At 64.8% G+C, this 22,924-nt stretch carries 3 protein-coding genes; all 3 read right to left on the reverse strand.

All coding sequences use genetic code 11. The features are described 5' to 3' along the window. Nucleotides 1-296: 296 nt before the first annotated feature. Nucleotides 297-1,217 carry a transposase family protein gene (locus AC07FN_RS41280; RefSeq protein ID WP_478400575.1) on the reverse strand — a complete coding sequence of 307 codons (921 nt, stop codon included), beginning with the start codon at nt 1,215-1,217 and terminating at the stop codon, nt 297-299. Between the two features lie 123 nt (nt 1,218-1,340). Next, entirely contained in the window at nt 1,341-14,750 is a 13,410-nt protein-coding gene (locus AC07FN_RS41285; RefSeq protein ID WP_478400576.1) for a protein-glutamine glutaminase family protein, read from the reverse strand. Nucleotides 14,751-14,980: 230 nt separating this feature from the next. Further along, nucleotides 14,981-22,801 (reverse strand): hypothetical protein, encoded by a 7,821-nt coding sequence (locus AC07FN_RS41290; protein WP_478400577.1) that lies wholly within the window; start codon nt 22,799-22,801, stop codon nt 14,981-14,983. Between the last annotated feature and the right edge of the window lie 123 nt (nt 22,802-22,924).

Here is a 22,924-nt window from a genome sequence, read left to right on the forward strand (position 1 = left end):
TACCGAGCAGAGGCCCCCTCGGACACCGTTTGCCGCAGAGCCCGAAGGACGCGCAAAAGACTGCAGCCTAGCCGACAGAAGCTAGCCCGGAAACCCGCTTCCCGGGGCTAGCGCGCATGGTGCCACCTCCGACACTCCACCCGTAGCGAAGTGATCAACCCGGGCGTCTAACCAAGCCCCGAAATCGCCCAAACAACCAGCCGACAACTCGCACTCACTGGCCTGCCGCCAGTCCCACCTAGCGACCTCGTGCATGGTTAGTGATGGCGCGCATCGGGGTATTGTGCGGTCTTGATTCACCTCGCAGAGGCCGTCAGTGCGGCGATGTGTCGCTTGCGTTGTGGACGGTCGATGCGTTGTTGGTCCGACAGCAGCCCAGCGATTGCGCGAACGGTGTCATCGAGGCTCTCCCGGCGCCCGAGATGGCAAGCCAGGCTGCGCCAGTTTTTCAGATGGGCAATGCCATGTTCCACTCGCACTCGCCGTCTGGCGTGGGATTTCCGTTGTGCTACACGGAGTTCGCCTATGCCGGGCATACGCTCCAATCGCTTTTTGTGATGCTTCAACGTCGGGGTGAGCACCTGGCCGCAGGTCTGTGCACCGAGGCCTTGGTAGCCGGCGTCGGTAAGGATTTCGACTGCCATGGTGTGCTCAAGCCAGTCGGTGACACCGGCCTGCCGGGCTTGGGTGATGTCAGCGGTGCTGCCCCGGGTCGTGGCCCCGCAGAACAACACACGTCCCTGCGCATCAGTAATCATCAGCGCTTTCATGGCATGCCGGGACTTGCCGGAGATGAACTGATGTTGGCCCGCCCGCTTGACGGTGGGCCGGCGCACCCGGATCTCGGTTGCGTCCATCAGTGCGGTCTGCCGCACGCTGTCGAGGTAGGCGACCACATCGGCGACCGTGCGCAGCCGAATCCCCTGTTCCACACGGCAACCGCGATCGGCTAACAGCGGCCGGATTTCGTTGATAGCCCGTGTGATCGTCGAACGGTCGACCCCGAACCACGCCGCCAGCACATCATGCGTGCTGCTATGCCGCAGATGCACCAGCGTGGCCAACAGCCGATCCACGAACACCAGCTTGTACTTCGCCCCCGCGCCCGGTGCCCGCCGTCGCGGACGGTCAGACAACCGAGCATCCTGGCGGGCCTGCCACACCGGGCCCACCTCCGCCACCAACTCGGCGATGATCTTCCCGGATAACCCTGTCACCCGACGACTCGACAACACCCCAGCACGACCCACACGGAGATCATCTCAGTCCAAGATCACTAACCATGCACGAGGTCGTTAGGCGGACGGAACCTGTCGGCGCTTGTGGTCGTTGATGTCGGGCTACGTCTCCTGCCCGCCGGAGCTGGAGCGCCGAGCGATGTCGTCCTCGGACTGCGCGGCCCCGTGCTCCCGCGACAGCGGCGCTATGTACGACGTGGACTCATCGCGCAGACGGGCTGTCGTGCGGCCGAACGGCGGGTGGGGCTCCTCCAACGGCATCACTTCACCTGAGGGAGAACCAGCCTGCTCAGACCGCCCCCAAACGGCAACCGAATCCACCTCACCCAAACCACCCTCGGGGATCCACTGGAGAACCGGATCCGGCGCGTCGGAACGAGTGCCCGAGCCGGCACCTGGCATAGCGTTCGGATCCGTCACAGCGACATCCGGCACACCCACCTCACCCAGACCGGACCGGCCCAAAGCCGAATCCGGAATCACCGCAGTGTCCGTTATGGATGGATCAACAACAGCAGCGGGCATGTCGTCGAACCAGCCGTCCGTTCCTGCAACGACAGCATTCAGATCTAGCGCACCGCCGTCGAAGTTCCCCTCACCCCGACCGGCCTGGCCGGAAACGAGCTGTTCGCCGGCGTGCGGCCGGCTGCCAGACGGTGCTGAGCGGGAGTGGAAGTGCGCACCGATCCGGTCACCACCGCCAGTGGCAAGCGGCCACGCCTCGCCGGCGTTGTCAGGTAGCCGCCCCCCAGTAAACGACGGCGGAGTGTTCGCGAGGAACGCGGCCCCGGCCCGCTCACCGCTGCCGCCGACGAGCGGCCAGCCTGTCGGCTCCAGGTGCTCCCGCGACGGCGCGATGTCCGACATGGACTCCTCCTGTGGGCGGGCTGTCGTGCGGTCGACCGGCACAACACCGTCGAAGCCCCCCACGCCAGACCAGTTCACCCCAACAAAATTCGGATCCGGCACAACATCGTCGAACCCATACCACCAGCCCCCGCCGAACTCGACATCGCGGATTTCCAGCCCCAACCCCCTCGCCTGCTGCTCGGGAATCCCCGGCAAACCACTGGACGAATCGATGCTCAGGGCACCGTCGGTCATGAACGCGTTGACGTCAAAGCCGCTGCCGTTCTCGGCGAAAACGTCGTGCGGACCAGTGACCTGGCCAGTGTTCGAAGCGTTGAGCGGGGTCTGCATCTCCTCTTCGGACGAACGCAGGATGTCGTCGATGCTGAGGGCACCGCCTGCGACGGCGGCGTCGGGGGCGGCCTCGTTGAAGAACCGGTCGAGTTCGACGGGGTCGTAGGACAGAGCGTTCAGGTCTGCGGGGCCGAAGGAGAAGACGTCGAAACCGGCCGAAAGAGTAGCGTCTATCATGGCCAGCAGGGTGTCCACAATGCGGCGTTCTTCAGCGCGACGCTCCGCCTCCTCGTTCAAGCTGATCAACTCTTCTTCACCACGCCCACGGCGGATTTGCCTGTCGGCTTCTCGGAGGCTGCTGGTGCCCGGGACCACCGGTAGCGGACGCGGCCGGCCCCATACACCGGGGTCACTGAAGATGACGAGTGCTTTCCCGTTGGGATAATACCCGAGTGGCGTCTCGTACTCGAGCCACTGATCGGGATGGTCGGCGAGATGCTGGTCTAGAGCGCCCTGGACGTGCTCCGGACTACCGCCGAGCAGGATGACCCCGTTCTCATCGGCGATGTCGACACCCATCAGGGCCAGCCAGTCCTCGGCGGGCAGCGGGGCATCGCTGAGCACGGGGTCAAGAACGTAATTGCGCGGTCTGTACGGAGTGTCGACCACGATCGCAGGCGCCACATGGAAGTCCCAATTGACCGTGCCAGACGAGCCAGGCAAAGCATCGATGGCATTGGCAGAGGCAACCGAGAGACCTGGGTTAGCACGGACAACGAAGACCTTGCTCGGCTGGGCGCCCAAACGCTGCAACTGGAGCGACCAGAAATGCGCCCGGATCTCAGAATCACCGTCCAGATAGTCGATCCGGATGGGGACGGTTCCGCTGGAGTGATGGTTGAATGTGGAGTTCTTCAACTGCTCGTGCCACCGGGCCGCCTGCTCCAGAGAGACCGGATTAACGTTAACCAAGCCCAGCGCGTCGAACACCGCATGGGCGTGCTCGGGTCGCAGATTCACCAGATCATCTCCGAGGCCGCGAGAGCTAGCCGCCTGGTAGGCGTCCTGCACAGCCCACACGGTGCGCATGTCACGGTCCAGGCCGTGCAGCATGATCATCGCCTCGTCGAACTGATCGGCCTCGATGTGGCGCTGCAACTGTTCGGCGAACGCCCGGACGCCCGGGAGCTCGGCGGGTTCCTGCGATGGGCGCGCAGCCAAGGACGGCGCGGAGTGGGCGGGGTTGACGCTGAAGTCCTGCCGGAGCCCGAGCTTCGTCAGGGCGTGGTCGAGCTCAGCATCGCTGAGGGCCTCGTACAGTTCGGCGTGCAGATCCCGGCTGCGCTGCCGGAAGGCGTCGATCAGGCCGCTGATCTCCGCGTCGCCCTGCACTCGGGCCAGTTCGCGCAGAACCGCGCCTGTGTCGGGGCTCTCGCTGCCCAGCTGGCCGGCGATGAAGTCCGCCCGGCGTGCGGACAGCGCCGCCACGTTGTCGCCACCCGGCTGAGACGCCACCGCGCCGCCGTGGCGTTCGCCGACTTGCGTTCCCCCAAGTCCGGTCGCATGCGGCGCAGTCGGCTCGTAGTCCATCAATTCCGGCGATCCGTGGTGCAACGGACCGGATGTCTCTGCCGCCGGAGCTGCATTCGGATCCGACACGGCACCGCCGAAGTCCCCCGTACCAAACGGATTCATCTCACCGGCAATCGGATCCGGGGCGCCGCCGTCGAGGTACCCATCGCCCAGAGCAGCCTGGCCGGAAGCGGGTTGCGGGGCCACGGAGTCTCGTGGCCCTCCGGCGGTGTGGGTGTCTTGCAGTGGCCGCGTGGCCATGTAGTGGTTTGTGCCGTTGTAGATGATGTAGCAAGTCAGCCAGTCGTCGTGGAACTCGGCGCCTTGCGTGGACTCGCGGCCGCCGGGACCGATCACCACGATGTTGACGCCCAGCACGCCGGCGGCGAGCTGGGGAGCGATGTCCCCGCCGACGTTATCCCAGTTCCCGAGTGTGCGTATGTTTTCCTCGATCGACAACCAGGCCCACTCGTCGCCACCACCGATGGTGGCTGCGAAATAATCGGGATTGTCAATGATTCTTTGTAGAAAGTTATCGGCGAGCGCGTGGCGCAACCCCTGCACGGTCCGTTCATAGCCGAGCAGGTCAAGCCGAGGCCCCCATACGTACTCCGGCACCGAGTCCAGGACCGACTGGGGAAAGCAATCCCCGTTGGCTTCGCCATCTCGGATCTCCAGCCCCAACGCCGTCGCCCTCACACGCTGCCTGTCCCAGGAACCGCCATCGCCAAGCGGGACCGGGTCCTGGGCCAATTCGGACCTGTCCTGCCCACTGCCACCGATACCGCTGCTGCCCTCACCGGTGGTATCCCCCGCGCCCGGCACAACCGGGCCGGCATTGTCATCCTCCGGACCAGCGGTAGAACCGGCCTGCTCGGACCGAACGACATCGAACAACACGGCATCATACGAGTGGGCCCCCAAGTACGGCTGGATGCGGACGGAGTCCCGCAGGATGTCATCAACGGACGGCGAGCCGGCGGTGCCGAACTGGTTGTACATCGCGCCGACGGCGTCACGGATGAGCTTCTCGACCTCCCCCACGAGTTTCCGGGCGGCGGCACGGTCCGGATTCCTGAACAAGGCGGACCATCCATTGACCACCACCCCGACATTCATAACCTCACCATTGCCCGGATCCCCCAGCAACCGGCGGGCAAACCCCTGTACCATCCAGCTCACCCGCTGCCGCGCCGACTCCGACAACACATCGAATTTTTCCAGGAAGAACTCGGTAAGCGCCGAAGCCTCGTAGTAGCCCTCCTCGGTACCATCCGGCGTCGCGTGAACACTGATCGAAACGCTTCGCCATGGGTCTTTCGACCGCTGGCTGAGGTAGGTAAAACGCAGCCCACGCAGCCTGGCGGTCGTACCACCCCGCCCCCGCACCCGCGCCCTGAGCGCACGGCGCACCGCAGTCTCGACAACCCCGTGCGCGTCCCCACGCCGCCCGTGCTGGAACTTCATACCGTGGTATGTCAGCCGTATGTCCGGCATCTCCAGTCCCCGCTCCGCACGCTCAACCAGCATGCCGGCCAACTCGTCAGCGAACGCCTCCAACTCCTCCCGGTCTTCGTCATCGAGCCTGACCCCCAGACTGTTGAAGTAAGCATTCCAACCGTCGATCGGTTTATCCCACCAAGGGTTTTCACTCCACTTGCCCTGCCCGGCGGTGGCCTTCCGAAACAGCCGTGCCACCGCGTCCGCAGGCAGCTTCTGGAGCCCCCCAACGAAACCCACCGACTGCGAAACAGGTTGAGCCGACTCGGCAGGCCGTTCGGAGACCTCCTGCAGGACCGCATCGTCTTCCTCGTCGCGTGGGCGCCTTCGGATCGGCTCGGGTTGGTCGGTCGGCGCCTCCGGAACCGGCACAGTCGCCGGCTCCACATCCGCAGCGGAGGCCTGCGTAACCACACCCGACGACGGCACGACGACGGTCATGCCGAGCGTCCGCGCACGGTTCTCCAACAGCCACAGATGGCGCGGCTTCACCGACGGCGGCGAGAGGTCGGTACGCCCCTTCTCCCGCAGTTCGCGCAGGTAATGCTTCAGGTGCTCGGTGAACAACCCATCGTCGGCGACAACCCGGTTCGAGCCCGCACCGCGGAACACCCAGTCATCACCATGCTCATCGCGGCGGACATACTCGTCATACAGGCCGTAGAAGTGCCCGACCTCGTGGGCCAGCGTGAACTCGTCGGCGTCCTCAGCCCAGCCCAGCATGTCCGTCTTGCCACCCGCAGGCCCGACGGCGATGACCGCGTGCGCGACAGGCGACGGGTCGTGCAGCACCCGCATGTGCAAGCCGTCACCACTGGGCAGACGGTAGCCAGGGTCGTTGAAAAGCCGGCCGAGACCCGCCTGCGCACGGTCGACGATTCGCCGCACGTCGACACTGGGACCGGCCTGAAACCGTAGCCGGACCGTGTATTCCTGCACCCATTTGCCGGGCCGGACCTCGTAGCGGGCGTGGTCGTAGGCGATCGGGTGCCGCCACGACGAGATCGGCAGTGCCGGTGTGAGCGTCGCCGTCGTCGGCCCGACATCCTCCGCAGACACCCTGACCGGCACAGCGTCGTGCCGCGCGGCCTCGCGTTCCTGCTCGGTCACCGGGTCGGGATCGGTCATCCACTCCGCGCTGGCGGCGGTGCTGTACGCCCAACTCATGTCGTCAAGCACCGGGTGTGGCTTGGGTAGCCAGCCGGCGGCGGCGGTGATCTCCAACGGCTCGGCGAGGCGGCGTTCCGGACCGGTGTCGTCGAGCGTCTGGTGACCGGGACCGCGCAGCTCCCAGTCAACCCGCAGCTCCACAACGCCCGACGGCAGCGCCGGCGCGGGGGTGATGGTCAGCGCGAGGCCCAGATCGTCGATGGTCGTCGGCACGCCCCGCACCCGGCTGGCATGCTCAGTGATCCCACCGGTCAACACCTGCTCCACCGCAGCTGCGGATGCGGTGTCGGCGGCGTGCAGGGTAACGACCGGAGAGGCAAAACCACGCTCCGCACGCGCGTCCGCCTGCTCCGCCAGATACCGGGCGTGCCCCGCCAACACCCTCCTCTGCGCCGGAGCGAGCCCGGCCTCAGATACCTCGACGACAAGCTCCGGACCGTCGTGACGCAGCGGTTCGGCCACGGTGGGCACTCGGCGCGCATAGCGCCTGGTGACCAGGTCAGTCGGCGAGGAAAAACTCGCACCGACCCGGGCATCACCGCTGGTGGCCAGCGGCCACGCCGTCTCGGTCTTGTCGGGCAGTGGTTCTTCGGTAGGTGACGGCGGGATGCTGGTGGGCAACGCGGCCCCGGTCCGCTTGCCGCGGCGGCCGACCAGCGGCCGGCCGTTCGACTCCGGATTGATGCGTGGTTTGGGCGAGAAGAGCGCGCCGGTCCGGGCACCGTGCCTGCTGAACAACGGCCACGCCGACCGGCTCGCTGCCGTGGCGCGCGTGGTGTCCGGGCTGACTGCCACTTGCGGGTGCGCGGGAAACGACACGCCGACCTGGTCACCGCGGTCGTTGGCCCAGGGCACCGCGCTCGCCGGCGCGTCCATCACAACCGCCTCGCCAGTCGCGGGTGACTGTGAGACATGCGGTGCCGGTCCAGGGCCGGGCAGTGGCGAGTCGCGTTCCAGCAGCAGCGTGTCCGGCCTTGCCGGTGAGCCTGGTGGGGGAGCGTCCACCGCTGTCGACGGCGGCGTGTCGGGCTGGACCGCCCGGGTGCGCTGCGGACGTGTGTCCGGACGGGTTGCAGCTGGCATCTCCTCGGGAGGGGCAACGATCACAGCAGGGTGGGCAGTCGAGCCCGCGTAGCTCCCGGCTGGTTTCAACCCGCTGGGAATACTGGTGCCAGCGTCGTACCGACCGGGCTGTGGTGTGTTTTCGGGTGTCGCGGGGCCGGTCAGAACACTGGGCAGTCCCCCCTCGTCGGGAAGCTGGTGATCCGCGCCCGAGTGCTCCAACTTCCGCCCGGAGTACTCGACGAGAACGATCTGCGTCGCTTCAGGCGAAAGCTTGCCGAGTCTTCCGGTCTGGCCATCCAGGAAGACGACACCCTCGGGCCGGTTGATGACGTTGAAGACGTGGGCCACCGGGTCTGCTGTCTCGACGTACACGATCGCACGAGACCCCACCCGGGTCTTCTTCATGTGCCTGATCACATCATCCCACGAGTAGAACACATTCCATTCGGTCGTGTGGAAATAGTTCCGGATAGCGGTGACCGTTTTTCGAGGTTGCGCCACCCATGGCGCCTTCGCGGCAATGTTGTCCATCGCCTTGTCGGTCGCCACGATACACTCGGAACAGTTGGCGTTCGGCCCACTGTCCGACAGGTGACGGTGGTACCAGTCCCGCAGCGCCGACCGCAGCCTTCCGGGGAAGCGGTCGTACCAGAGGAAATTGGCGGCATTGATAAACGGTAGGTGCGGAAATTCCGACTTGATGTATTTACTCGCCTGCCGCGGTGAGACCGAGTCGATGTGAATCGCCGGCTCGCTCACCACTTTGCCCTTCACGGCAAGCCCGCACCAGCTATCCGTTGGCATGCCAGCGGGTTTACCCGCGAAGAAATGACCGGCGCCCGCAGAGTAATCCAGGTCAGCGCCTGCAGAATCGGTCCGGTGGTCGTTGGTGAGGTCGGGCCACGGCACCACCGCAGTGTCCGTTATGGACCGATCAACAGCAGCGGGCACGTCGCCGATCGAACCATCGACACCCGCAACGGAATCGGGCCTGGGCCGCCAACCCTCCTGCTCATCGACGTTCGGCAGGTCAACACCGGCCAGGCCCAAACCAGCCGGGTCAAAGCCGATCAGACCCAAGCGACGCAGAACCCAGCCGGTCGGCCCCAAGCCAAGGTCAAAGTCAGGCAGGTCAAAGTCCGGCAGGTCAAAGTTGGTCGGGTCAAACTGGGTCAGGTCAAGGTGGGTCTGGTCAAAGTCGAGCAGGCCGAAGTGGGGCAGGCCGGAGTCCACCGCAGTGTCCGTTATGGACCGATCAACAGCAGCGGGCACGTCGCCGATCGAACCATCGACACCCGCAACGGAATCGGGCCTGGGCCGCCAACCCTCCTGCTCATCGACGTTCGGCAGGTCAACACCGGCCAGGTCCAAACCAGCCGGGTCAAAGCCGATCAGACCCAAGCGAGGCAGGTCCCAGCCGGTCGGCTCCAAGCCAAGGTCAAAGTCAGGCAGGTCAAAGTCAGGCAGGTCAAAGTCCGGCAGGTCAAAGTTGGTCAGGCCGGAGTCCACCGCACCCGGATCCACTGCCGAGTGCTCCGGCATCACCTCACCCGCCGCCGCGGCGGAATCCGGCCGCACCCGTTTCGCCGACGGCTCGAACGACTCCTGGCCACCGTCAGAAGAAGCCTGGCGTTTACGCTGCACCCCCGAATCAGGACCGGTGTCCGAGGCGGCACCTGCCTCGACAACAGCAGTGGCTCCGCTCTGCCCTGCATCTGCGTGCACACCTATGTCCAACCGGCTGCCAGACGACGAAACACCCGGCTGCACCTCGACCGCAGAGACCATACTTTCCGGCAAGCCCATATCCATCCAGCCGGCGAACTCACTGAAGCCAGCCCCCACACCCTCAACCCCACTCAGACCGGCGTGGCCGAAAGCGGGATGCGGCGCCTGCGGCACCACGTCGGCGGGTGTGTGTTCACCGGTATCCGCGTGATCACCACGCAGCCGGCTACCAGACGGTGCTGAAGCAGAAATCTCGGTGAACCGTAGCCCGTTCTTGGACCGGGGGAGCGAGCTGATCACCACGTGTTTGCGCAGCTCGGCGAGCGAGGGCAACCCGTACCGCGGCCGAAGCCCCTCATATACCTCTTTCAGAACACGGTCCCGTAGTTCCTTGACCCACTCCTCACGATCCTCACGATCCTGCGAGTTCTGAAGAATCTCGACGTTCAGCGTGGGACGCGCGTCAGGCGGACTCACGACAAACCGACCGACGAAACCCTCCAACTGCCAGAACAACCGCTGCTCATCGGCGGCCGACAGACGATTGCCTTTCCGCGCGATAAATTCCAGGGTCAGCTGGCGGGCGCTGCGATAGTCCTCCGCGGTCCGGCCCGACAGGCCACCGGCAGACCGGATGTCGAACTCGGGCACGAGCGGCAAGCTGGGATGCTCGCCGCGTTTCCTTTTAGGCTTGCCCCAAGAGCAGGTCACCGGCAGACGTTCCAGGACGGCCGCGAGTTCGTCACTGAAGCCGCGCTCACCGTCCCCATCGGCCCCGTTCTCGCCCTCACCACGCGACGGCCGGTGCTTCATCCCCTGGTCCAGCAAGCCTCTGATGCGGCTCTGCGTCCGCTCCTTCACCGTCGGCTGCAACGCACCCGGCAGCGACCCACCCGGCGGATTCGGCCTCCAGTCACCTTTGACATTCGTCCGAACCGTGATCCGGATGTCCGGCAACTCCACCTCCGGCCCCCACCCCGCAACCAGCCCCGCGATCACTTCGCCCAACTGCCTCCCATACTCCACAACACGCTTCCGGTCCAGGTCGCGCAACTCCGTCCCGTCCACATCAAGTTTGCGAAAGATCCCCTCACGCACATCATCCGGCAGTCCGGCCTGAGCGACACCAGCAGCGCGTGGCACCTGGCGAGCACGCCACACAAAGTCACGGCTAGCCAGCTCGCCGGACAGCTCCGCCACTCTGGTTTGGGTGAACCCCTCCGAGAGCAAGCCCTGAACCCACGCAGTCACCAGATCCTGCGTGACCGGATCAAGACGGTGACCCCTGCCGCGGGCAAGGGGCAGCTGCAGGTCGCGCTTCTGTCCGTCATCCCATTTGAGATCAAGCAGGAACTCCCGCAGTGTCCCCGGGAATTTCTGATCCTGCGGTGCCTGCGAAGATTCCTGTTCGGGCTGTGGACGCCACTCGACAATCCGCTTCCGCACCCACTGCGGCACCACTAGAGACTCGCCCCGCGCAGCTGCGTGTTCACCGCTATCCGCGAGATTACCAGCGCGCATCCTACTACCAGACGACACCACCCCAGTGTCCGATATGGACGGATCAACAGCAGTAGGCACGGCATGGCCGGAAACGGGTTGCGGCGCCACGAGGTCTCCTGATCCTCCGGCAGTGTGAGCGTCTTCCAATCGCCGGGTGGCCATGTAGTGGTCCGTACCGTTGTAGACGATGTAGTAGGTCTCCCTGGTGCCGTACTGCTCGACACCCTGGGTGGACAGGCGACCATCGGGGACGATCACCACAATGTTGACGCCCAGCAAATCCGCAACGAGCTGGGGAGCAACGTCACCACCAACATTGCTCCAACTCCGAGGTGCACGAATGTCGTCCGCGACGATCTGCAGCGAGGCCCGCTCAGCGTCGGTGCCGGCGACAAATCTTTGTAGATAATTGTCGGCGAGTGCGTTGCGCAACCCCTGCACGGACCGTTCCTTGCCGAGCTGATCAAGCCGGGGCCCCCATACCTCCTCCGGCACTGAATCCAGCACCGACCGGTAGAAACAGTCACCATCAGCTCCGACATCGAGGATTTCCAGCCCCCACCCCCTCGCCGTCGCCCGCTGCTCAAACGTCCCCCACGGACCAACAGCAGCGGGCACGTCGCCAATCAAGCCGTCCGCTGCGGCATTGTCATCCCCCAGACCAGAGCAATCCAAATTCTTCTGTTTCCTCGCCGGCTTGCCCCCCTTTCTCTTTTTATTTCGAAGTAATCTCACGGCATTTGCCGTGACCACGGGCAGCTCGCCGATCTTACCGGCCAGGCCCGCCACCTCCGCATTGGTATTTCCTTCGTGTTTTTCGTTTAGAACCCATTCATGCACCAGCTCCTGCGTTACCGAAGAGACGAAGATGCCGGTCTCGTATTTGCCAAGAAACAGGTTCAGGCCGCCCCTCTGAAGGTGGAGCAGGAACTTCCCCAGCGTTTCCCCGGGTTGCGACGGCGTGAAGTTGATGATCTTTTCCCGCACGCCGGGCGGCACCGGCGGCGGGTCGGGCAAATTCGTATCTTTCCACCGGTATTGCAGAGAGGTTTTTTTTAGCAGTCCGCCAAGCGCGCGCACCACTCTTTCCGCGCCGTAAACATATCCATTCGCGTCGAGATCCCAGCGCACGGATTTTGCCCACAAAACCGCCCATTCCCGTGCTTCCTGAGTGAACTTCCGCTGTCCTTCGTTCCCGGGCACGTAGAGGGTGATTTGCGGCTGATCCGGGGAAGCGTTGGCGAGATAGTGCTCCAGAAATTCGGGCCACGTGTCAAACTCGTCGACCCCGGGGCGCCACTTGAACGGGTCTTGCAGAGGCATCTCTCCCACCAGGGACTCGCCCCGCGCGGCTGCGTGATCATCAGCGTCCGCGTGATCACCGGTGCGCGCCCGACTACCAGACGATGCTGAAGCAGAGAGGTTAGTGGCACGGGACGTGCTGGGGGCTCCGCCACGCAGGCCCGGAATAAGCGGCCGGTCATGACCGTTACGCACCTGCACCTCGACCCAGGCGACTTCCGCAGCCAGACTCGTGGAATGCGTCGGCACCGGACGCTGAGCCCACTCCGGGAATCTAAGCCGGACCTGCCGCCACAACGCGTACCCGCGGCGCGCATCCTCCGCCGTCACCACCACATTTTCCTGCGGTTTCTCCCCTTGCTGCCGGGCCTTCCGCATCGCAGACCGCACAACTTCAAGCAGGTCACCACTCAACTCCACCGGCCACCCACCCACCACCGCCGACTGCTTGGCCTCGGCGTTCAGCTCACCGGACTGCGGCCGCTCGTGCAGGCCAGCGGGCCCGGCGTCCTGGGATTGATCGGTGTTGTGCCTCCCAGCGTGCGTGACCTCTCCCGTCAACGCCTGCACCCAACCCGGCCACAGCAACGCTGGGTCAAACGGTCGTGTGTCGCGCTCCAACAATGGTGTGTCCGGCCCTGTCGGTGCACCCGGTATGGCCGAGTCCACTGCCATCGACAGTGGGGTGCCGGGCTCGACCGCCCGGTCGCCCTGGGGGCGAGTGGACGACGGAGTCCCGGCCTGCGGCTGCCCGATCGACGTCGGCCAGGCGGGTGGGATGCTGCCGGTGTGGGCTAGGCCGGTTTCGGACAGCTCCGCGTGCGGATGGGTGGTTTCGGGCATGCCGTTGTGTCGCCCGGGCTGGGTGGTCTGGGGCACATCAGATTCGGTGCTGCCGTCGAGGACAGCGGACGTGGCCGAGGCAGGTGAGGGGGCTTGCGGCAGGGGCGAGCCCTCGTGCAGTGACAGGGTGACGACGCCGTCCGCAGGCGTGGCCGTGTGCGGGCCGGGTGACACAGTCCCGGGCAGCGGCGTTCCCACGTCCTGGCTGGGGGAGAACGTGCTGGGCACCGGTGTCGACGTGTCCGTGGCTGCCGGAGTGTCCGGCATCGGTGTGGCCGGGTGCTGTCCCGCCGATGGGGCGGGGTCAGTGACCAGGGCCGACGTGTCGGCTGCGGCCACGAGCGGCAGACCCGTGGCCGCAGCCGACACATCCACACCCGGCGGCACGCCGATAGGCGTGGGACCAGCGGTGACCGGATCCACGGCACCCGGTGTGGGCAGATGCACTCCCGGCGACGGGGTGCCCGCTGCCGTAGCGGGGGGGGCCGTGGCGCTCGGCCCACCGCCTTGACCACGCACGCCACCAACCCCCACACCCTCGGCCGCTACGGTCGTCATCGGGCCGATTCTGGTGGGACCATGGGCGAAAACACCGCTGCCGGCAGGCCCGGAGTCGCCATCGCTGCCGGAATCCGAGTCCGTGTCACCAAACTTGCTGCCGTAGCCCGAGTTCGCATCACCGGACTCGCTGCCGGTGTCACCAGACTCGCTGCCATAGCCGGAATCCGAGTCACCGAGACTGTGCCCGGGCTTGTCCCCCGTCTGCACAACCGGAACACCGACAGCATCCGGCATGTCGATCGCGGGGATGTCCGGGCCGCCCACCACGCCCACACCATTGACCAGTTCACCGATCTTCTCACCAGCATCGGCAGCACCCTTGTCAACTGCCCCGGTGAACCCGCCACCCACCGCACCGGTCCACAGATCATCCATACTGCCGCCCAGGATCCCCGCCGCACCCGCGCCGACCACCGTCTCCGCCGCCGCCTCGGTAAACCCGTGGAACAACATCGAGCCCGCAACCCGCGGCCCCAACTTCTTCATACCCATGAACATGGCGCCCATCAGGCCGCCCGCCGCGGCACCCGCGGTGAACTCGATCAGCGAATTCTGCCCGTCCCACTCATGCCGGTTGCCCTCAACGAACTGGATGATCTGCGCCAACGCGCCCTGCACGACTTCCTCGACACCCTCCTGGAGGGCTTCCACCAGCAGCCGCACCACCCAGTGCAGCTTCCCCAGAATGCGAGCCACCGCGATACGGGCAGCAGTAATAAACGCGGGAACCAACGGCGCCGTGAACGGGTCCGCCAGTGCCCAGATGATCGACGCCGCGAAAAACGCGATCTCGATCATCATCGAATAAACGCCCAACTCCACGTTCAACGCAAGATCAAGCAAAGCCGCCGACTGCTGCCTGGCCAGACCCACCAGCTGCGGCACCGCAGCGGCCAGCTCATCAACACGATTACGGAACGCACGCCCGGCACCACCACCGATACTCCGCTCCGCCACCGCCGCCAGCGACCCCAGAGACCGCCCCATCTCCTCCAGCGTCACACCACTATCACGCCAGCTCTCCGCCAACGCGCGCGCCGCCGCCACATCAACCCGTGGAGCCTTCTGCCCCACCACCAAAACCCACAACCAGTCAAACGCCGGATCAAACTCGATATCCACCACTCAACTCCGATCCACAACACAACCCACTCACAACCACACACCACTGCGATCACAGGTGCATGGTCCGCCTCGCGTTTTTCGGACAGCTTGCTTGCTGGGCTATTTCATTACCGCCGGGTTCGGCTGGCGGATGACCCGCATTTGTTCCGCTCGGGGCCGGGACGTGGCGATCATCGATTGTTTTGTTGGCATTGGAGTGAATGTTGTCTGCGTCCGCTCGTGAAATTCGCTCAGTCGGCTGGTTCTTCTTTTACATTGTTGTCTGTTTTTTTGAAGAGGTCGACATAGCCGTCGCCGTAGTCTGCGATGATGATCCCATATGGGTTGGTGAGGATGTCGAATGCGTTGTCTAGGGCAATGAGTGCCATGATGGACTGAGAGCGCAGCTGCCCGGTGTTGGTGGGCATATTTACTCTGAACTCTACAAATTGGGCGTTGACTCGATTTAGGTCGATGGCGGGTTCGGGGCCTTCGGTGACCGCGGTGTTGGCGAACGCTATGGAATTGGCTGCGCCTTCCGCGGACATGAGGTGGTGTTCCAGGCTGGGCTCGGCGTCGAGATTCATTGCGTAGGCGGGAAATGTGCTGTATCTGGTTCTCCAGTTGTCCAGAGAGTGCTGGTCGCGGATGACTGCGCCGAGGTAGACGCCGAGGATGCGGCCGTTGAGAAGTGATGGCTGTTCATCGAGGAACATGTCGGCGGGCGAGGGGGACAGGAAAAGTCCGTTTTGGCCGACGAGAATGTGTTCGTGCGGCCGGACGTGTTTGTGTTCCACTGTGCGGACGCGTACCGGGAAAGAGGGATTGGGATCTCCGAGGGTGAGGCGCCTGATCTCCTGGGCCACGGCTTTTTCCAGCTGCGGCCATACCCGGTTTTTGAGGCGGTCCATTGCGGAGTTGGGTAGCCGTGTGTCATTGGCGTCTGCCGCGATACCGGCCAGTAGGTTCCTTCCCGCGGCGTACATGCGGGCGGTGATCTGGTCAGCATTCTTCCGTACGAGGGGGTGCACGTTTCCGTGCTCGTCGGCGTAGGGGGCGAACACGCGGCGTGCGGGGTCAGCGCTGTCCCGCCAGGGGAACATGTCGTCCATGCCGGCTGCTGGCGTGACGGTGTGTGTGTCGATGGCACGCACGATGCGCAGCTCGTCATCCTTGTTGTCGGAATACCGGGAGTCCGCGGGCCAAGTCAGCTCGGTCCGGGCCTGGTCGAGATGGCGGATAAAGGGTTGTCCCGCATTTTCGGTGTAGCGGGAGGCTGTTGTCATCTCGGACGCATTGTGGCGGTGCGGTGTGGTGTGTCCCGAGGCGCCGGTGGGATCCGGATACTGTGTTCGTGGGGAGATGGTGTGCTGTGCGGGGTGCGGCGCAATAGGGTCGCGTCGTTGTTCTCCGGCGGTTTCGACGGTGTGGGTGTCTTGCAGGCGCCGGGTGGCCATGTAGTGGTTTGTGCCGTTGTAGACGATGTAGTAGGTCCGCCTCGTGCCGTCGTCGACGGTGCCCTGGGTGGACAGGACACCGTCGGGGCCGATCACCTTGATGTTGACGTCCAGCAAGCCGGCGACGAGCTGGGGAGCGATGTCACCGCCGTCGTTGTTCCAGGTCCTGGATTTGCGTATGTTGGCTGCGGCTTCCTGTAGCTGCAGTGTGGCCTGCATGTCATCGCCGTTGGCGAGGGCGGCGAAATAGGAGAGGTGGCTATCGTCTTGTAGAAGGTAGTCAGCGAGTGCGTGACGCAATCCCGGCACGGTCCGCGCATAACCGCGTCGGTCCCATTCCTCCTGCGGCACGGAATCCACAACCGATTGGTAGAAGCAGTCCCCGTCGGCTGCGACATTGCGGATTTGCAGCCCCAACGCCCTCGCCGTTGTGCGTTGCGCGTGCGGTACCTCGAACTCACTGGACGCGAGCGCGAGTCTGGCGAGCTGGGTCAGCCTGGAGATGTCCTCGTTCCTGCCGCTAAAGCCGCCGCTGCCCTCATTGGCGGTATCACCTGCGCCCGGCATCACCAAACCGGCATCATCCATAACGATATCGTTATCGTCATTCTCCGAACCAAGAAGTTCCGTCCTCACCCGTTTCTTCGGCGGCTCGAGCGTGTGCTGATCACTACCCGAAGAAGCATGACGTTTGCGCTCCTCGCTCTCTTTCTTCCGCCAGTGCGACACGGTCGTTTCGGAGATCGGGCCGCCGGACAGTTTCGCCACCCCGCGGGCGCTCATCTGCCCGGGCAAACCACGTGCCCATTCCTGCACCAGCTTCTGCGTGACGGGAGCAAAGTGGCCTCTCGCGTCACGGGTGAGGGGTAGTTGTTGGTCGTCGTCCCATGTGAGGTCGAGCAGGAAGTCGTGCAGTGTTTGTGGTCCATGACCAGGCTGTGGGCGCCACTCGGTAATCTGTTTCCGGACCTCGTCCGGCACGGTCAGCGACGGCGGCATCGCCTGCCACCACTTTGACACGGTCGGTTGGGAAACCAGGCCGCCGGACAGTTTCGCCACCTCGGTGGCGCTCATCTGTTGGTGCAAGCCTTGTGCCCATTGCCGTACGAGTTTCTGCGTGGCGGGAGCAAAGTGGCCGCGGGTGAGGGGTAGTTGTTGGCCGTTGTTCCAGGAGAGGTTGTCGAGGAATGTTTTCAGTGTCTGCGGGCCTTCGTTTCCCGGGCGCCACTGGATGATCTGGTTCTCTATCTCGGCCGGCACCTCCACAGACGGCGGCATCGCCTGCCGCCACGTGGACACAGTGCGGGCGCTGACCAGGCCGCCGGACAGCGTCGCCACCCCGACGGCGCTCATCTGTTGGTGCAAGCCTTGTACCCATTGCCGTACGAGCTTCTGCGTGACCTCAGAGTGAAAGCCATGCCGGCCGTCACGGGTGAGGGATAGTCGCTGGCCGTTGTTCCAGGAGAGGTTGTCGAGGAATGTTTTCAGTGTCTGCGGGCCTTCGTTTCCCGGGCGCCACTGGATGATCTGGTTCTGTATCTCGGCGGGCACCTCCACCGACGGCGACATCGCCTGCCACCTTGCCACAGTCGGTTGGGAAACCAGGCCGCCGGACAGTCTCGCCACCTCGACGGCGCTCATCTGTTCGTGCAAGCCCTGTGCCCATTGCCGTACGAGTTTCTGCGTGACCTCAGAGTGAAAGCCATGCCGGCCGTCGGTGGTGAGGGATAGTCGCTGGCCGTTGCCCCAGGAGAGGTTGTCGAGGAATGTTTTCAGTGTCTGCGGGCCTGTGTTTCCTGGGCGCCACTGGATGATCTGGTTCTGTATCTCGGCGGGCACCTCCACAGACGGCGGCATCGCGTGCCACCACGTGGACACAGTGTCGCGGCTGACCAGGCCGCCGGACAGCGTCGCCACCTCGACGGCGCTTTTCTGTTCGTGCAGGCCCTGTGTCCATTGCTGTACGAGCTTCTGCGTGACCTCAGAGTGAAGGCCATGCCGGCCGTCGGTGGTGAGGGATAGTCGCTGGCCGTTGTTCCAGGAGAGGTTGTCGAGGAATGTTTTCAGTGTCTGCGGGCCTGTGTTTCCTGGGCGCCACTGGATGATCTGGTTCTGTATCTCGGCGGGCACCTCCACAGACAGCGGCATCACCCGCCACCACGTGGACACGGTTGGTTGGGAAACCAGGCCGCCGGACAGTTTCGCCACCTCGACGGTGCTCATCTGTTCGTGCAAGCCCTCTACCCATTGCCGTACGAGCTTCTGCGTGATGGGAGCAAAGTGGCCGCCCGCGTCACGGGTGAGGGACAGTTGCTGGCCGTTGCCCCAGGAGAGGTTGTCTAGGAATTCCTTCAGCGTCTGCGGGCCTGTGTTTCCCGGACGCCACTGGATGATCCGGTTCTCTACCTCGGCGGGCACCTTCACAGACAGCGGCATCACCCGCCACCACGTGGACACGGTTGGTTGGGAAACCAGGCCGCCGGACAGTTTCGCCACCTCGACGGTGCTCATCTGTTCGTGCAAGCCCTCTACCCATTGCCGTACGAGCTTCTGCGTGATGGGAGCAAAGTGGCCGCCCGCGTCACGGGTGAGGGACAGTTGCTGGCCGTTGCCCCAGGAGAGGTTGTCTAGGAATTCCTTCAGCGTCTGCGGGCCTGTGTTTCCCGGACGCCACTGGATGATCCGGTTCTCTACCTCGGCGGGCACCTTCACAGACAGCGACATCGCCCGCCACAACTTGGACACGAACTGGTAGGAGATCAGGCCGCCGGACAGTTTCGCCACCTCGCGGGTGCTCATCTGTTCGTGCAGGCCCTGTGCCCATTGCCGTACGAGTTTCTGCGTGGCGGGAGCAAAGTGGCCGCCCGCGTCACGGGTGAGGGATAGTTGCTGGCCGTTGTTCCAGGAGAGGTTGTCGAGGAATGTTTTCAGTGTCTGCGGGCCTGTGTTTCCTGGGCGCCACTGGATGATCTGGTTCTGTATCTCGGCGGGCACCTCCACCGACGGCGACATCGCCCGCCACCTTGCCACGGTCGGTTGGGAAACCAGGCCGCCGGACAGCGTCGCCACCTCGGTGGTGCTCATCTGTTGGTGCAAGCCTTGTGCCCATTGCCGTACGAGTTTCTGCGTGGCGGGAGCAAAGTGGCCGCCCGCGTCACGGGTGAGGGATAGTTGCTGGCCGTTGTTCCAGGAGAGGTTGTCGAGGAATGTTTTCAGTGTCTGCGGGCCTGTGTTTCCTGGGCGCCACTGGATGATCTGGTTCTGTATCTCGGTGGGCACCTCCACAGACGGCGACATCGCCTGCCACCACGTGGACACGGTCGGTTGGGAAACCAGGCCGCCGGACAGTCTCGCCACCTCGACGGTGCTCATCTGTCCGTGCAGGCCCTGTGTCCATTGCCGTACGAGCTTCTGCGTGACCTCAGAGTGAAAGCGATGCCGGCCGTCGGTGGTGAGGGATAGTTGCTGGCCGTTGTTCCAGGAGAGGTTGTCGAGGAATGTCTTCAGTGTCTGCGGTCCTTCGTTTCCTGGGCGCCACTGGATGATCTGGTTCTGTATCTCGGCGGGCACTGTGAGGGACTCGTCCTGCGTGGTCTGGGTGGTCGGCGCGTTGCTGTTCTGGTTGCTGGTGTGGGTGTGGGAGCCGGTGGGTGTTGACGTGGTGGGGTTGGTGGGTGCGGGTGCGCCGCCGGGCAGGCCGGGGACAGGTGGCCGGTGCTGGCCGTTGTGCCGGTGTGCTTCGATCCAGGCGACTTCCTCGGCCAGGCTCGTGACATGTGTGGGTACCGGACGGTGGGTCCATTCCGGGTATGTGTTCCGGGTGTGGCGCCACTGGGCGTATGCGTGGTGTGCGTCTTGTGCCGTGACTGTGGGGTTCTTGTCTGGTTCGGTGCCGTGCCGGCGGGTCTTCCGCATCGCCGACCGCACGTGTTCGAGCAGGTCACCGTCGGGTTCTGCCGGCCACCGGAGCAGTGCCGCCGGTTGCGTGACCCCGGTGTCGAGTTCGCCCGGCCACGGCGCCTCGTGCGGACTGGCGGTGTTGTTGGGCAGTGGTTTTTCGGTGGGTGGCGGTGGGGTGTTCGTGGGGAACGCGGCCCCGGCCTGTTGGCCGCTGTCGTCGACCAGCGGCCAGCCTGTCGGCTCCGGATTGATGGGTGGTCCGGGTGAGAAGAGCACGCCGGTCTGGTCACCGAGCCTGCTGTACAACGGCCACACCTGGGTGTCTGGGCTGGCTGACACCGGCGGGTACGCGGGAAACGACACGCCAACCTGGTCGCCATGGTCGTTGGACCAGGGCACCGCGTGGCGAGTCGCGTTCCATCCCGGGGCCGGGAAAGACTCGATCGCACCTTCGGCGGTTTCGTCCCAAGTCTCGAACAGGTCAGCCCAAGTCTCGAACAGGTCAGCATCTGCGAAACCGTTTTGGTACTCGTGGGGCAGGTCGAAGCTGGTCGGGTTCCCGTGGGTCGGGTTGAGGCCGGTCGGGTTCCCGTCGGTCGGGTCGAAGCCAACCTGGTCGCCATGGTCGTTGGACCAGGGCACCGCGTGGCGAGTCGCGTTCCATCCCGGGGCCGGGAAAGACTCGATCGCATCTTCGGCGGTTTCGTCCCAAGTCTCGAACAGGTCAGCCCAAGTCTCGAACAGGTCAGCATCTGCGACACCGTTTTGGTACTCACCGGTCAGGTCGAAACCGGCCGGGTCCACCTGAGTCGGGTCGAAACCGGTCAGGTCCACCTGAGTCGGGTCGAAACCGGCTATGTCGAAGCCGGTCGGGTCGAAGCCGGTCAGGTTCGGATCGACTGCGGAGTGCTCCGGCATCACCTCATCCGGGAAAGGACCGTCTTGTTCCAACCTTCCCGCAGTGGCAACCGGACTCACCTCACCGGCCTCACCGGCCGCCGTGGCGGAATCCGGCCGTACCCGTTTCGCCGGTGGCTCGAGCGGCTGCTGGTCACTGCCGGAAGAAGCCCGGCGTTTGCGTTGCGCTCTGGTGCCGGGGCCGGTGTCCGTGGTAGCGCCTGACTCGACGACAGCAGCGGCCGCACCCTGTCCCGTATCTTCGTGCACACCGGTATCAACGTGGTCACCGATGCCCAGCCGGCTACCAGACCGTGAAACGCCCGGCTGCGCCTCGTCGGTGTCGTCGACCTCCGGTTCGGGCAGACCCTCAGAACCGGCGTCAGACCCGATCAACCCCAACGGTGTCGAGCCCGCGAACAGCGAGCCGCCGTCGGTCTCCTCGCTGGGCTGTGCACCCACAACACCCGGCACCGAACGGCCGATGAGAGCGTCCACACCCCACGGAACGGCACCACCCACCACCTGCTCATCCTGCTCGACCGGAAGCAGCACACCACCCCCCGCTACGTCGCCCTCACCCATACCGGCATGGCCGGAAGCGGGTTGCGGCGCCACGCCGTCGTCTCGTTGTCCTCCAGTGGTGTGGGTGTCCTGCGGGTGGGTGTCCTGCGGTGACCAGGTGGACATGCCGGTGTCGGCATGGCCACCGGTGCCCGGCCGGCTGCCAGCCGGTGCTGGAGCAGAGGTCTCGATGAGCCGCAGCCCGTTCCTGGCTTCGGGCTGGGAGCTGATCAGCACGTGTTCGCGCAGCTCGGCGAACGAGGGCAACCCGTACCGCGGGCGAAGCCCCTCATATACCTCCTTCAGCGCACGGTCCCGTAGTTGCCCGCCCCACTCCTCACGGTCCTGCGAGTTCTTCCCAATCTCAACGTTCAGTGTGGGACGCGCATCAGGCGGACTCGCCACAAACCGGCCGACGAAGCCCTCCAGCCGCCACAACAGCCGCTGCTCATCAGCGGCCGACAGACGACGATGATCGGCATTGCCGGGGAGAAAACCGACGGTCAGCCAACGGGCGCTGCGATAGTCCTCCGCGGTCCGGCCCGACAGGCCACCGGCAGACCGGATGTCGAACCCGGGCACGAGCGGCAAGCCGGGATGCTCGCCGCGTTTCCTTTTAAGCTTGCCCCAAGACCAGGTCACCGGCAGACGTTCCAGGACGGCCGCGAGTTCGTCACTGACGCCGCGCTCATCATCCCCATCGGCCCCGTTCTCGCCCTCACCACGCGACGGCCGCTGCTTCATCCCCTGGTCCAGCAAGCCTTTGATGCGGCTCTGCGTCCGCTCCTTCACCGTCGGCTGCAACGCGCCCGGCAGCGACCCACCCGGCGGATTCGGCCTCCAGTCACCTTTGACATTCGTCCGGACCGTGATCCGGATGTCCGGCAACTCCACCTCCGGCCCCCACCCCGCAACCAGCCCCGCGATCACTTCGCCCAACTGCCTCCCATACTCCACAACACGCTCCACGTCCGGGCGGAACAACTCCGTCTTGTCCACATCAAGTTCGCGGAAGTTTCCCTCACACAAGTCATCCGGCAACCCCAAGTCATCCGGCAACCCCACCCGAGCGACAGCAGCAGCATGTGACACCAGGCCTGGCAACAGCAGCGAGCCGCCGTCACCGACCACCTCACCGCTCGTCTGTACCTCGGCCGACACCGCCACAGACGGCGACATCGGCCGCCACAACTTGGACACGAACTGGTAGGAGATCAGGCCGCCGGACAGCGTCGCCACATCGAGGGCGCTCATCTGTTCGTGCAAGCCTTGTGCCCATTGTCGTACGAGCTTTTGCGTGACCTCAGAGTGAAGGACATGTCGGCTGTCGGTGGTGAGGGATAGTTGCTGGCCGTTGTTCCAGGAGAGGTTGTCGAG

Source organism: Saccharopolyspora sp. NPDC045941, from assembly GCF_056431445.1.

Bases quoted from the DNA above. Each gene is read 5' to 3' on its own strand.
- AC07FN_RS41290 (WP_478400577.1), bottom strand. From the start codon at position 22,801: ATGAGCGCCCTCGATGTGGCGACGCTGTCCGGCGGCCTGATCTCCTAC.